This is a genomic window from Lactococcus protaetiae, from assembly GCF_006965445.1.
Classification (GTDB): Bacteria; Bacillota; Bacilli; order Lactobacillales; family Streptococcaceae; genus Lactococcus; species Lactococcus protaetiae.
In genome coordinates this window covers 2,088,585-2,102,449 of the sequence record NZ_CP041356.1, presented here as the reverse complement: position 1 = coordinate 2,102,449, position 13,865 = coordinate 2,088,585, and the positions used below count along the sequence as shown (strand labels likewise).

The window sequence follows — 13,865 nt, the reverse complement described above, 5'->3', positions numbered from 1 at the left end:
AAATGAAATATGAAAAATTTATAAGGGAAGCTGGGCTGAGTATTGATGATTTTCGGATGGCTTGGGCTTTTGCAAATGATGAGATTATCGAAAACCCTGAAATAGCAGATGAACTTGCTTCATTGGTGTTGGCAGGTAAAAAAACAGCAACGGCTAGCGCACTTGCAGGTTATGAAGAAAATGAAGACTTACCTCAAGTTGATGGTAAGTTTGAGCTTATCTTAGATGGCAAAGGTGAACCAGTAGCAGCAATCCAAACAACCAAAGTTTATGTTGAAAAGTTTGCAAATGTCAGTGCAGAACACGCTTACAAAGAAGGTGAAGGAGACAGAACTTTGGAATATTGGAGACAAGCGCATGAGAAGTTTTGGCGGCAATATGATTTGTTTTCGCCAGAGATGGATGTTGTATGTGAAGAATTTGAAGTTCTATACAAAAAATGAAGTCAAGACTTATTCAGTTGTGAGCCGAAACTCTTACTGAATAAGTCTTGACTTCATACTAATCTGAAAATAAAAAATGATAAGAGCGCCAATGCTCTTTTTGTATTTCCGAACATTTTTGACCTAAAACAATTGATTGTGGGACTATTAACAGTAAAATCAGTGTTTTTTTGTTAGAATAATATTAAAATTATCATAGAACAATCTTTCTATCCTATTCAATTTGATTGATAGGTGAGCTTACACTTTAAAGGGGAATAATGAAATCTGATATTGAAATTGCTCAAGCAACAACCATCCAACCGATTACTTCAATTGCTGAAAAAATTGGCTTAAACTTTGATGATATTGAACTTTATGGAAAATATAAGGCGAAAATACCACTTGAAACATTAGAAAAATTTGAAAAAAATCAAGAAGGAAAATTGGTGCTTGTAACATCAATCAATCCAACCCCTGCAGGGGAAGGGAAATCTACCGTGACAGTTGGTCTTGCGGATGCTTTTTCGCGTCTTGGTGAATCAGTAATGGTTGCACTTCGTGAGCCGTCTCTTGGTCCTGTAATGGGAGTTAAAGGTGGAGCGGCAGGTGGCGGTTACGCTCAGGTTTTGCCGATGGAAGACATTAATTTGCATTTTACTGGCGATATTCACGCGATTACAACAGCAAATAATGCGATTGCAGCTTTTCTTGATAACTCGCTTCATCAGGGAAATCCTTTGAATATTGATCCACGTCGAGTGATTTGGAAACGAGTTTTGGATTTGAATGACCGTGCGCTTCGTCATATAACCATTGGTCTTGGAGGACCTTTGAATGGTGTTCCACGTGAAGATGGTTTTGATATTACGGTAGCTAGTGAAATCATGGCAGTGCTCTGCCTTGCAACATCATTGGAAGATTTGAAGTATCGTATTTCAAAAATTGTTGTAGCACAAAATTATGATCGTAAGCCTGTCACAGTTGGGGAATTAGGGGTTGCAGGAAGTATTGCGATGCTCTTAAAAGATGCATTGAAACCTAATTTGGTACAGACAATTGAGGGAACACCAGCGCTTATTCATGGTGGTCCATTTGCTAATATTGCGCATGGATGTAACTCTGTTTTGGCGACAAAAACAGCTTTACAACTGTCAGATATAGTGATTACGGAAGCTGGTTTTGGAGCAGACCTTGGCGGTGAAAAATTCCTAGATATTAAGACACGCCAGCTTGGGAAGACTCCTGATGCCGTTGTTATTGTAGCAACGATTAGGGCACTTAAAATGCATGGTGGTGTTGATAAGAAAGAGTTAACCAAGGAGAATGTTGAGGCAGTAAAAATTGGTTTTGCCAATCTTAAACGTCATATTGAAAATATGCAATCTTATGGTTTGCCAGTAATCGTGGCAATTAATCAATTTGCAGCAGATACAGAAGCTGAAATTGAAATGCTATCAGCACTGACAGAAAGTTTGTCAGTACCGATTTCGCTGACACAAGTTTTTGAGAAAGGTGGGGAAGGTGGTCTTGACCTTGCTCGTCAACTCAAAAAATTATTACAAGAAAAATCTAATTTTAGTTATCTTTATGCTCTTGAAAGCCCTATCTCTGAAAAAATTAACAAAATAGTGACAGAAATTTATGGCGGTTACAAAGTGAATTTTTCTGCAAAAGCTAAGAGGCAAATGAGAGAAATTGAAGAAAATGGTTGGACTAATCTTCCCATTTGTATGGCAAAAACTCAGTATTCATTTTCAGATAATCCGAATCTTCTTGCAGCACCAGAAGGCTTTGAAATCACAGTAAGAGAGCTAATTCCAAAAATTGGTGCAGGATTTATCGTTGCATTATTGGGGGATATAATGACAATGCCAGGGCTTCCTAAACGTCCAGCAGCACTTAATATGGATGTATCTAACGATGGAAAAATCTCAGGATTATTTTAAGAATGCTTATAAGTTACGAAGTTACAAAAAAATTAAATGTAAAATAATTAAGTAACAAACTTACAAAAGATTAAAAAACTGTAAAGCCGCTTGTAGTGCGGCTTTTTTGTGATATACTGATTCACGATGTTAAAAAAATTAATATTTTCAGCGGTAGTTATAATAAGTATAGCTGCTGTAACAACTGCAAAATCTGTCAAAGCTGATACTATTTTTGTCAGTACTGATGAAACTTCTATAAGTTCAATCGCAGCTGTATCAGATTCTTTAGAGTTGCTGTCAACAACAATGAATCAAACCGTGAGCGCAGTTTCTAAAGCAAAAGAGAATCAGTCAATCCCTGCTAGTGCAAAGGGGCAGAGTGATGCAGATAAGCTAGTAAATACAGCAAAAAAATATATAGGTGTTCCATATGTTTGGGGAGGAACGACTCCAGCAGGATTTGATTGTTCAGGATTTACAAGTTACGTTTATCGTAATGCGCTTGGAAAAGAAATTGGGCGCACGACTTGGAATCAGATTTCAAATGGGAAAAAAGTTCCTTTAAATCAAGCTAAAATAGGTGATTTAATCATTTTTTATGGTGGAAGTCATGTTGGGCTTTATTTAGGAAATGGTCAAATTATTCATGCACCAGAACCAGGACAAAGTGTAAAGATTAGTTCAATTTCAGAGATGTCAGCAGATTATGCCCTACAATTTTAAATTGCCTTTTCTTCAAGTTCTGCTCGTTCCACATAAAAAATCTAAAAAGATTTTATACACCAGTTGTCCATTTATTCTGAGGGACTAACGAACCAAGATGAACTGGACAGCTGCAATTGGCAATCTCTGCGTAATGAAAAATGGTCTATTGTAACGAATTAACCATAGTCGGAGATTTGTAATACTGTTTAATTTTTAAACCTACGGCTTAAAAGTCAAAGTTTGCGTTTCAGGCAAACCACTTCTTGCGCAAGCGCAAGGCAGTATATCTGCAGTTCATCTAATAATTTTACTGCGTAAACTTAAAGATGAGCTAGTATAAGTAAGAATAAAGATAATGAAAGGAAGTAGCGAAAAATCGCTATTTTTTTTTGTGGTTATAAATGAAATTAGGCTTGGGTATAAGAAAAATTTATGGCTGGACTTTTAAGTCTATGTTAAGATAGTTTTATCGAATTTTTAAGTGAATATACAAGACTTACTTTAAAAGGGTGCATTTTATATCACAAATGTCCATTTGTTTTATCTTTCCAACTTCGTTGCTCTTTAGTAAATCGAGTGTAGAAATTTATCGAAGTAAGTGCGTGCTATCTTAGCCCTTTGGGCTACGCTGTCCATCCTCGCTACGGTGCTAAAGCACCTAGTCGGAGTGGCAACTCCCCTACCTCTTAGATAGGGGATGAAGCAACACTATCTCCGCTTCGCTACGCTGTCCATTCGCTCTAAATCGCTAAAGCGATAAGGCGAAATGGCAATCTTTGAATTTCGTCCGACTACCCTAGGGCGTTAGTGCTTTAGCACTTAGGCTTCTGGGACAGGGTGACCTCATATCGAAGATGTTAAGCAGACTGTTGCAGCTTTAGCTGCGTACAGGTCGCTTAGTTGTTACACCTAGAGGTTGTGCCCTAAATTCAGTGACGAGTTGCCCTTTTATCAGTCGCATTGCCTTTTGCTCTTGCTGCTTTAGCAGCTAGCTTCGCATGACCATTGGTTGTAAGGCACTAAAGTGCCAACGCCAAATGGCAATCAAACGGACAGCGTAGCGTAGCAAAGATAGCGACTAGAGAAAATGGACAAATGTTTTACGAAACTCCCACTGAATAAGTCTTAACTTCATTTTTAACATTTATATTCCCATTAAATTCGTCGTAAAATTAGTGGTATGCTGCTTGGATTCACGACCGATAAAATTTTAAAGTCAGCATAGTTCTAAATTTATGATGAACTGTCTATTAAAAGACAAGTTTATTCGGAAATTATCTTACATACAGGAGAACCTTATATGAGAATATCACTGAAGCTTACTTTCGCTGCCCTCGCACTCATCGCTGCTGGAACTTTAGCTGGATGCTCAAATTCAAGTTCAGATGCTTCGGCAAAGAAAACAACAATCACAATTGCGACAGATGGAGCAACTAAACCGTTTGATTATTCAGACTCACAAGGTAAATTAACTGGCTATGATATTGAAGTAGCGCGTGCAGTTTTCAAAAAATTACCTCAGTATAAAGCGAAATTTCAAGTGACGGACTTCTCAGGAATTACACCAGGGATAGACTCTGGACGTTATCAAATGGGTGCTAATGACTTTGGTTGGAATGAAACACGTGCAAAGAGTTATGAATTTTCATATCCGTTATCAAAATCAAATAATGCGGTCTTAGTGAAATCTGGAAGCTATAAAAATTTAGGAGATTTAGCTGGTAAATCAACAATTGGTAATCCTGCATCAAATTATACTAAGTCTATACAAGATTGGAATAAAGCAAATCCAGATAAACAAATTAAATTGAGCTATTCGGCAGACAGCACTTCAATTAATACAAGATTTGAGCAAGTAGAATCAGGGAAGATTGACTTCATGCTTTATGATAAAATCTCACTCAAATCTGCAATCAAAGATACAGGTTTTGAAGATTTAAAAGTTGAAGATATCAATATGGATGCGGGAGACCCAGAGCATGATGGTTATGAATATTTCCTTTTTGCTAAAGATGAACAAGGTCAAAAACTTCAAAAGCAAGTAAATAAAGCTTTGGCAGAGCTCCAAGCAGATGGGACTTTGAGTAAAATTTCTAAAAAGTATCTTGGTGGTGATTTTGTGCCAAAAGCAGAAATGTTCAAATGAAAAGATATATAAAAGCTTAATTTTTCATTCAAAAAAAGAAGAAAAAAAGATAAAAATCTTGTATAATATACTTAGTTCCACTTTAGAATTCTACAAAAATTTTATTGTGAAGGTTGCAATTAGCGTGTCATGGCCATGTTTTTGGTGCCATGAAGTTGTGGAGCTTGCAGTCTGCAACAAATGAGCTAGTGTACGAGACAAGAATCATAAAAAATAGACTCTGTCAGTTATAAATGACAGAGTTTTCCGTATTAGAATAATATAGAACACATGAAAAAAAATAAAAAAATCATTATTGGTTTAGTTGTACTACTTGCCCTGATTATCTTGCCGATGATTCCTTTTCTCCTTATTCGAGGTCAGTACAGTTTTCACGATTTTTGGGCAATGTTTTTTACAAAAATCTTTAACTGGTCTGCTTTTATTGGAGCTTTTGTACCAATTATTAAACTCATTCCAAAATCTCTTGAAATGACAGTTATTGCAATGATTTTAGGACTTGTTCTGGGACTTTTGCTTGCTTTGGTTCGGATTAATAAAATTCCAATTTTAAATCAATTAAGAGCGCTTTTTGTTAGTTTTATCCGTGGCACCCCTATTTTGGTACAACTTTATCTGACCTATACTGGTATTCCTTTGATTTTAAAAGCAATCAATATGAATTATGGTACAAACTATAATGTTAATACTATTCCTGCGATGTTGTTTGTTATTGTTGCTTTTGCGCTTAATGAAGGAGCTTATAATTCAGAAACCATCCGTGCAGCCATTCAATCAGTGGATAAAGGACAGATTGAGGCAGCTAAGTCTTTGGGAATGACGAATTTACAAGTTTTTATGCGTGTAACACTACCAGAAGCAGCAACAGTAGCTACGGCACCTTTAGGTAACGCCTTGATTGGTTTGCTCAAGTCAACTTCACTTGCTTTTGTTGCAGGAGTAGTAGAAATGACGGCACAGGCTCAGATTATTGGTGGCTCTACCTTCCGTTTGTTTGAAACTTATTTGGCGCTTGCCTTTGTTTATTGGCCAATCTGTATTGTTATCGAAATTTTGATTCGCTTGCTTGAAAATAAATTAGATGTTAAAATGCCAGGAGACAAGCGAAAAAATCGTGCAGGTATTTCTCTGTCAAAGAATCCATTTGACGTTGGAATTGGAGATGGAACAAGTAGTGGAGGACAAGTATCATAATGATTAAAATTACGGATTTGAGTAAAGAATTCTCAGGTGTTAAGGTCCTTGAACATCTTGATTTGGAGATTAATGAAGGAGATGTTGTCGCTTTGATTGGTGCATCTGGTGCAGGAAAATCCACATTTTTGCGTAGTATTAATTATCTTGAAACGGCAGATCGTGGGCAGCTTGAAATTGATGATTTTAAAGTGGATTTTTCTAATATTACCAAGCAAGAAATCCTTGAGTTACGCAGACAAACGGGGATGGTTTTTCAGCAATTTAATTTATTTGAACGTCGTACGGCACTTGAAAATGTGATGGAAGGATTGATCCAAGTCAAGAAGATGTCCAAACCTGAAGCACAAAAAATTGCGGAAGATGAACTCAATAAAGTTGGATTGACTGACAGACAAAGTTATTATCCTAAATTTCTCTCTGGTGGACAAAAACAACGGGTAGGTATCGCTCGTGCGATGGCAATGAAACCCAAATTGTTACTTCTTGATGAACCAACATCAGCTCTCGATCCAGAGTTGGTCGGTGAAGTTCAGGAAGTCATTATTCAAGCAGCTAAAAATAAGCAAACGATGGTGTTAGTGAGTCATGAAATGGATTTTGTTTTTAATGTAGCTACGAAAGTTCTTTTTCTAGAAAAAGGGAAAATTATTGAATCTGGTACGCCAAAAGAAGTATTTTATGCACCAAAAAATCCGCGGACACGTGAATTTTTATCGCGTCACATTAAGAATTTAGAGGTGAAAAACTAAGATGATGATTTTACAATTTTATATCAAAGGACTGATTATCTCGTTGTTTCTCGTTTTGATATTTAGCGCACTTTACGCATTTACTTATTTGGTAAGAAATGCAGATAAGCCTTGGTCAGTACGACGTAATCGGATTTTTGACTTAATTCTGATTGCGATTTTAACAACTCCAATATTGAGCTTTGCAGTACTTGGAGTTCTTGTTATTTTAAATATTCGTGGCTTATAATAACTATGAAGTCAAGATATATTAAGCTCTAGGCGCAACAGCTAAGGCAGACAAATCCGCAACAGTTTGCTAACATTTAATGTGAAATTATCTTGCTATAAGTTGTAAAAAGAACTGAAACAAATTCAAATAATGGAAAATTTTCGCAGGACAATGTAGAATAGTTCTATAAGATTTTGTTTATTAGATAAAGGTAATGAAATAATGACAGAAAATATGTATGACGTAATCATTGTCGGCTCAGGTCCTGCAGGAATGACTGCAGCGATGTATACTGCGCGTTCAGAGATGAAAACTCTGCTTCTTGAACGTGGCGTACCTGGTGGTCAAATGAATAATACGGCTGAAATTGAAAATTATCCTGGTTATGGAACAATTATGGGACCAGAGCTTTCAATGAAGATGGCTGAACCTCTTGAAGGTTTAGGTGTTGAAAATGCTTATGGTTTTGTGACTTCCATTGAAGATTATGGTAATTACAAGAAAATTATCACAGAAGATGATGAGTTCTTTGCAAAGTCATTGATTATTGCAACTGGAGCAAATCATCGTAAGCTGGGTGTACCTGGAGAAGAAGAATTTGGTGCGCGTGGTGTTTCTTACTGTGCGGTATGTGACGGCGCTTTTTTCCGTAATCAAGATATCTTGGTTGTCGGAGGTGGAGATTCTGCAGTGGAAGAAGCACTCTACCTTACACGCTTTGGACAAACTGTGACGATTATACATCGTCGTGACCAATTACGTGCACAAGAAATTATTCAACAACGAGCTTTTGATAATGAAAAAGTGAATTTTATTTGGGATTCAGTTGTTGAAGAGATTAAAGGAGACGACAAAAAAGTTCAAAGCGTTGTCTACAAAAATGTAAAAACTGGTGAGATTACTGAAAAAGCCTTTGGTGGTGTGTTTATCTATGTAGGTCTTGACCCTGTTGCTGAATTTGCTCAAAGTTTGGGAATCACAGATGAAGCAGGATGGATTGTTACAGATGACCATATGAAAACAAGCATTTCTGGTGTTTTTGCTGTCGGTGATGTACGACAAAAAGACTTCCGTCAGATTACAACTGCTGTGGGCGATGGTGCGCAAGCGGCTCAAGAGGCTTATAAGTTTGTCACTGAATTAGATAATTAGTAAAACTTGCCGACAGCTGACCCATGATGAAACGGGTTCAGGTCAGCCCATCAAAAAATGTCTGTCAGTATACTGACAGATATTTTATATTTGTCAATACAGTTTCTTTGATTTCTAAAAAGGACTTTTAGAAATTAAATCGTAGTAATAATGACGGCTAACCACAAATGTAAAAAAAATATGTTATAATAAGAGTAACGCAATTTTAAAAGAGGAGATTGGGCGATTTTGCCTAAGTATTAATAAACTATGGAAAAAGTGATTTATGATGTTTTGCTCGTTGTGATGCTGATTGTGTCGGTGTTCATCATTGTAGCGATTTTCATGCAACCCTCAAAACAAGATGGAGCAGCAGATGCTTTTTCTGGTGGTACAGGGGAGTTGTTTGAACGGCGCAAGGCGAGAGGCTTTGAGGCTGTGATGCAACGCTTTACGGCGGTAATGATTGGGCTTTGGTTAGTTATTGGCTTTGCTCTTGTTGTTTTGTCAACACGTTGAAACTTGCGGACTGAAATCAGTCCGTATTTTGTTTATAATGATATTAGACAATCGTTGCGTTTTGTCTATATCTTTTTATTTTACGGGACAAGGTCTGCTTGATAGGCGCGTTTAATAACTTTTAAACCTACGGCCTAAAAGTTAAAGAATGACCTTGTGCCATAAAATTTATTGACTTTTGTCAGTAAAATATTTTCTGTCAGTAGCAGAATTGATTCTATCAGTAATGATAAAATGATTAATGCTACTGACAGAATGAGAAATGAGTTCATACGAACTGAGATAAGAAAGGATGTATCCAAACTTTTTGAAAGTTTGGATACGAATCAGTAGTTTTGAAAATATATAGACTAACTTTAACCAAGTAAGGTCTGCTAAATCCCTCACCTCTTAGGTGAAAGGATAAGCAGCACTATCTCCGATTTGCTCCGCTGTCCGTTTGCTTAACTGCTAAAGCAGCAAGAGCAAAAAGCAAAGCGATAAGGTGAAATGGCAAGCTTTGCTTTCGTTCTACTGCCCTAGGGTCTTAGCTGCGACTCGGTGCTACAGCACACAGCACCGTAGCGAGCATGGATACCCGTGGTGTGGACAGTGTAGCGAAGCGGAGGTGTGACCTCATATCTTTGATGTTAAACAGACTGTTGCAGCTTTAGATGCGTACAGATCACTTAGTTGTTACACCTAGAGGTTGTGTCCTAACATCAGTAGAGGAAAAGAATCCTCGACTGATGAAGTAATCACTTCAAAATTGATTGCTATTGCTTTTTATAACGAATGAGTGAGTGATAAGTTATTAAAAATATTTTTATGATTATTGGTTCTTAGAAAAAAATTATGAATATTAGAGAATTAATTATGGACTATTTACAAAATAGTTCAAAAACGGCTTTGTCAGTTGAAGAACTTGCCATTGCATTACATTTGAATAAATCTGGAGATTTCAAGCTTTTTGTTAAAACATTGGCTTCGCTGGAATCAGAGCATTTGCTTCATTTTACAAGTAAAGGGAAAGTAGAACTTGAAGAAGCGAAGGCCTTGATTAATGGGATTTTCAGGGCGAATGCTGCAGGTTTTGGGTTTGTTACAATTGATGTGGATGAGCCAGATGTCTTTATTGGAAAAGGTCAAACAGCCTTTGCATTAGACGGAGATGAGGTTTTTATTGAGCTTGATAAAAATGCAAATCTACTCAAAGGAAGCGCAGCAGAGGGCATATTGTCGAAATTGTCCGACATGAGCTGCACCAGATTGTTGGAACTTATGTTGCCTTTGATGAAAAAGAAAAGCAAGATACAGGATTGATTGGTTATGTCAAATCACGTAATAAAAAAATACCTTACCGCGTTTATTTGACGGATGAGGGACTTATTCCTGAAAACAAGGCGATTATTCGGGCAGAAATTACTCATTATCCAGATGCTGAATTTCCACAATCTATGCAAGGTGTTGTTACAGAAATCGTTGGGCAATCAGGCGATACAGGAATTGATGTATTGGAAGTTCTGGCTTCAATGGACATCGTGTCTGAATTTCCAGCGGACGTATTAGCACAAGCTGAGAGTATTCCAGCTGAAGTGCCAAAGAGTGAAATTGTGGGGCGGGTAGATTACCGTGAGGAGATTACATTCACAATTGATGGAGCAGACGCTAAAGACCTTGATGATGCGGTACACGCTAAACGGTTGGAGAATGGAAATTTTGAACTTGGTGTTCATATTGCTGATGTTTCTCACTATGTTACGGAAAATTCGCCACTTGATAAAGAGGCATTTGAGCGCGGCACTTCTGTATATGTGACCGACCGTGTCGTGCCAATGCTCCCTGAACGTTTGTCCAATGGAATTTGCTCACTCAATCCACGGGTGAATCGTTTGACGCAATCTTGTGTCATGGAGATTACTCCAGACGGACAGGTTGTCAATTATCAAATTTCGCAATCAATAATCAAAACGAGTGAACGTATGACTTATGATGAGGTCAATTTGATGATTGCAGGGGATAAAGAAGCGCTTAAAAAATACGCTGATATTGCTCCATCTGTTGAGATTATGACTGATTTACATCATGTTTTGGAAAATATGCGTAAAAAACGTGGTGCTATTGATTTTGAAACAGTTGAAGCAAAGATTATTGTTGATGAAAAAGGTTTGCCTGTTGAGATTAAAAAACGTAGCCGTGGTGTTGCAGAGCGAATGATTGAGTCCTTTATGTTGGAGGCGAATGAAACGGTTGCAACGCATTTTGAAACACATGGTTTACCTTTCATTTATCGGATTCATGAGCAGCCTAAGGCTGATCGTCTGCAGCGTTTTATTGACTTTGCTGCGACTTTTGGAATGCAGGTGGATACAACTGCTGGCACAATCAATCAAAAAGCACTACAGGATTTTTTGCGGAAAGTAAAAGGTCAACCCGGTGAGATGGTTTTGTCAACAATGTTGCTTCGCAGTATGCAACAAGCCCGTTATTCTGAAAACAATGCCGGACATTTTGGATTAGCTGCGGAGAATTATACGCATTTTACATCACCTATTCGCCGTTATCCTGACCTTTTGGTGCATCGCTTGATTCGAGAAATAGGTTTTGAAAAAGTAAATGATAAGCTTTTACAAAAATGGGAAGATAAAATTCCTGAAATTGCTGAACATTCAAGTCATAGAGAGCGTCGTGCGGTTGATGCTGAACGTGAAGTTGAGAAGATGAAAAAAGCAGAGTTTATGGAAGAACATATCGGTGAGCATTTTGAGGGTGTGATTTCAAGTGTGACACGTTTTGGGATGTTTGTGGAATTGCCAAATACAATAGAAGGCTTGATTCATATCTCGACATTAAAGGGAGATTATTTTAATTATCATGAGCGGATGTTGGCTTTGGTAGGAGAGCGGACGGGGCAAATTTTCAAAATTGGACAGCTCATTAAAATTGAAGTTGTCAAAGCTGACAAAATGACAGGCGAAATAGATTTTGCTTATCTTCCGTCTGAGTTTGACACGATTGATAAAAATGTAAAAATCAAGAAAAAACCAGAAAATAAACGGAAAAAATCTACTGGAAAAGCACTTAGAGTTAAAAATGTGGCTGACAAGAAAGCTGTCAGTAAATCTAAGACTCCTGTCAGTACTGATAAAACGGTTAGTGAAAATAAAAAGAAAAAATCAAAGAAAAAACCTTTTTACACAAAAGCAGCCAAGGGAAAATTTACTGACAAAAAAACGGTCAGTGGTCGTTTTGCTGAAGGACGCAAAAAAGCACACAAAAAGTATTGATATTAAAGTTGTGAAATCAATTCGTTTTGCTTTTGCCGGTGAACTTAGCTTCATTTTAATTGCGACTTTGCCTTGTGCCTTAAGATTTACGGATATGCGTCTAGGCGCTTGGAGCGAACGGACATTGTAGCGAAAATGGTGTTTACACTGGGACCTTAACAGTGTGGGTTACTTTAAAGGTTGTGTATGAAGCAAGCTGAGCTTATATCAAAGCTTAGTTCGACAAAAAAGCAGAATTGACTTCACACGTCTACTGTTTAACCAAGCAAGTGTCTGCTAAATCCCCCACCTCTTTTAGGTGGCGGGATAAGCAACACTAAGCTTTGCTTTTGTTCTACTAACATCAGTGGGAGAGAAAGAATCTCCCATTGATGAAGTAATCACTTCAATTTCTAAAAGAAACTTATAAGGCAGTGTACTTGCAGATTTAGTGGTGAACAAGGATAGAACAATGAAATCATCGTCTGTTGGTGATGTTTAAAAACTGGATAGATTTCGAGTTGATGAAATTTATCAGGAAATAAGTTACAATAAACTGGGTTGAAAGTTAGTCGTGGGCAGAAAATGCCTAGAGTTCTTTTGAATACAATCAATGATAAAGTTAAGACTTATTCAGTGGGAGTTTTGTAAAACATTTGTCCTCTATCTCTAAGTCGCTAAAGTGGCAAGAATAGAGGCAACACCAAATGGCAATCAAACGGACAAGCAGAGCAACGAAGTTGCGTAGACCGTTCGTAGAACGGCGTGCGAAGCACGTAGCGAGTTGCGACTTCGACGAGCTACTTTCCGTGCCGTAGCGAGAATCGACAGAGGAGCAAAGCAGAGATAGAGCGAATAGACAGCGTAGCCGCAAGGCGGAGATAGCACGCACTTGCTTCGATAAAATAAATGAAAGTGAAAAAATGTCAATACTTAAATTAAATAAAACAGCACTGGTTTTGATTGACCTACAAAAAGGAATAGCACAAAGAACAGGACTTGCGCCTTATAGTGCTGAAGAAGTACTTGAAAAAAATGATCAACTCCTTAAAGCACTTACCAATACAGAAGCACTAATTGTTTTTGTCCATGTAAAAAATTACGGTGGTGAGACACTACATCCAAAATTGGACACACCTTTACAAGTAGCAGGACAAATCCCAGATGACTACTCAGACTTTGTGTCACCCATTGCTTATGATAAAAATGTGAAAAATGTTATCCATGTGACGAAGCATAATTGGGGAGCGTTTTATGGGACAGATCTTGATGTGCAACTTCGTCGTCGTGGCATAGAAGAGATTATTCTAACTGGGATTGCGACAACGATTGGTTGTGATACAACAGCCAGAGAGGCTTTTCAACATGGTTATCAGGTGATTTCAGTTGAAGATGCCATGACCGATTTCAACGAAATATTGCATAAAGGTATTGTTGAAGGCATTTTCACTCGTCTTGGACGTGTGAGAAGTACTGCACAAGTATTGGAAATGATTGCTGAGAGTAAATAATTGTCTTACGAGAGCTTGTCAGTGCACTGATAGCGCAGGTGCAGAGATAATGAGCGAAACTACTTGTATAAACATGACAAGTTAAAAAATTGTCACTG

At 37.6% G+C, this 13,865-nt stretch carries 11 protein-coding genes and 1 pseudogene; 11 read left to right on the top strand and 1 reads right to left on the bottom strand.

Features of this window, described 5'->3' with window-relative positions:
* Positions 1-2: 2 nt before the first annotated feature.
* The 9 genes from FLP15_RS10005 (at position 3) to secG (ending at position 9,011) form a co-directional block, all read left to right on the top strand.
* Positions 3-443, top strand: a complete 441-nt coding sequence (locus FLP15_RS10005) for an ASCH domain-containing protein (protein ID WP_142766996.1) — start codon at positions 3-5, stop codon at positions 441-443.
* A gap of 260 nt (positions 444-703) precedes the next feature.
* Positions 704-2,371, top strand: coding sequence for a formate--tetrahydrofolate ligase (locus FLP15_RS10000; RefSeq protein WP_142766995.1), 1,668 nt, complete (start codon positions 704-706; stop codon positions 2,369-2,371).
* 126 nt (positions 2,372-2,497) lie between these two features.
* Positions 2,498-3,076, top strand: coding sequence for a C40 family peptidase (locus FLP15_RS09995; protein ID WP_142766994.1), 579 nt, complete (start codon positions 2,498-2,500; stop codon positions 3,074-3,076).
* Positions 3,077-4,358: 1,282 nt separating this feature from the next.
* Positions 4,359-5,204 (top strand): amino acid ABC transporter substrate-binding protein, encoded by an 846-nt coding sequence (locus tag FLP15_RS09990; protein ID WP_142766993.1) that lies wholly within the window; start codon positions 4,359-4,361, stop codon positions 5,202-5,204.
* Between the two features lie 270 nt (positions 5,205-5,474).
* Positions 5,475-6,398 (top strand): amino acid ABC transporter permease, encoded by a 924-nt coding sequence (locus FLP15_RS09985; protein ID WP_142766992.1) that lies wholly within the window; start codon positions 5,475-5,477, stop codon positions 6,396-6,398.
* Positions 6,398-7,150 (top strand): amino acid ABC transporter ATP-binding protein, encoded by a 753-nt coding sequence (locus FLP15_RS09980; protein ID WP_142766991.1) that lies wholly within the window; start codon positions 6,398-6,400, stop codon positions 7,148-7,150. The genes FLP15_RS09985 and FLP15_RS09980 overlap by 1 nt, the downstream gene beginning before the upstream one ends.
* Before the next feature lies 1 nt (position 7,151).
* Positions 7,152-7,379 carry a DUF4059 family protein gene (locus FLP15_RS09975; protein ID WP_190288290.1) on the top strand — a complete coding sequence of 76 codons (228 nt, stop codon included), beginning with the start codon at positions 7,152-7,154 and terminating at the stop codon, positions 7,377-7,379.
* Positions 7,380-7,583: 204 nt separating this feature from the next.
* Complete coding sequence (trxB, locus tag FLP15_RS09970) at positions 7,584-8,513, top strand: thioredoxin-disulfide reductase (RefSeq protein WP_142766990.1); 930 nt, start codon at positions 7,584-7,586, stop codon at positions 8,511-8,513.
* Positions 8,514-8,762: 249 nt separating this feature from the next.
* Positions 8,763-9,011: a preprotein translocase subunit SecG gene (gene secG, locus FLP15_RS09965; RefSeq protein ID WP_120771898.1), complete on the top strand. Its 249-nt coding sequence runs from the start codon at positions 8,763-8,765 to the stop codon at positions 9,009-9,011.
* 134 nt (positions 9,012-9,145) lie between these two features.
* Here secG and FLP15_RS13235 read toward each other — a convergent pair whose 3' ends face one another.
* Positions 9,146-9,283 carry a hypothetical protein gene (locus FLP15_RS13235; protein ID WP_223804621.1) on the bottom strand — a complete coding sequence of 46 codons (138 nt, stop codon included), beginning with the start codon at positions 9,281-9,283 and terminating at the stop codon, positions 9,146-9,148.
* 562 nt (positions 9,284-9,845) lie between these two features.
* Between FLP15_RS13235 and rnr the strand changes: the two are divergent.
* Positions 9,846-12,277 (top strand): annotated as a pseudogene (gene rnr / locus FLP15_RS09955) (ribonuclease R).
* A 902-nt stretch (positions 12,278-13,179) separates the two neighbouring features.
* Entirely contained in the window at positions 13,180-13,767 is a 588-nt protein-coding gene (locus FLP15_RS09950; RefSeq protein WP_142766988.1) for an isochorismatase family protein, read from the top strand.
* Positions 13,768-13,865: the final 98 nt, after the last annotated feature.

Bases quoted from the DNA above. Each gene is read 5' to 3' on its own strand.
- FLP15_RS10005 (WP_142766996.1), top strand. From the start codon at position 3: ATGAAATATGAAAAATTTATAAGGGAAGCTGGGCTGAGTATTGATGAT.
- FLP15_RS10000 (WP_142766995.1), top strand. From the start codon at position 704: ATGAAATCTGATATTGAAATTGCTCAAGCAACAACCATCCAACCGATT.
- FLP15_RS09995 (WP_142766994.1), top strand. From the start codon at position 2,498: ATGTTAAAAAAATTAATATTTTCAGCGGTAGTTATAATAAGTATAGCT.
- FLP15_RS09990 (WP_142766993.1), top strand. From the start codon at position 4,359: ATGAGAATATCACTGAAGCTTACTTTCGCTGCCCTCGCACTCATCGCT.
- FLP15_RS09985 (WP_142766992.1), top strand. From the start codon at position 5,475: ATGAAAAAAAATAAAAAAATCATTATTGGTTTAGTTGTACTACTTGCC.
- FLP15_RS09980 (WP_142766991.1), top strand. From the start codon at position 6,398: ATGATTAAAATTACGGATTTGAGTAAAGAATTCTCAGGTGTTAAGGTC.
- FLP15_RS09975 (WP_190288290.1), top strand. From the start codon at position 7,152: ATGATGATTTTACAATTTTATATCAAAGGACTGATTATCTCGTTGTTT.
- trxB (WP_142766990.1), top strand. From the start codon at position 7,584: ATGACAGAAAATATGTATGACGTAATCATTGTCGGCTCAGGTCCTGCA.
- secG (WP_120771898.1), top strand. From the start codon at position 8,763: ATGGAAAAAGTGATTTATGATGTTTTGCTCGTTGTGATGCTGATTGTG.
- FLP15_RS13235 (WP_223804621.1), bottom strand. From the start codon at position 9,283: ATGAACTCATTTCTCATTCTGTCAGTAGCATTAATCATTTTATCATTA.
- FLP15_RS09950 (WP_142766988.1), top strand. From the start codon at position 13,180: ATGTCAATACTTAAATTAAATAAAACAGCACTGGTTTTGATTGACCTA.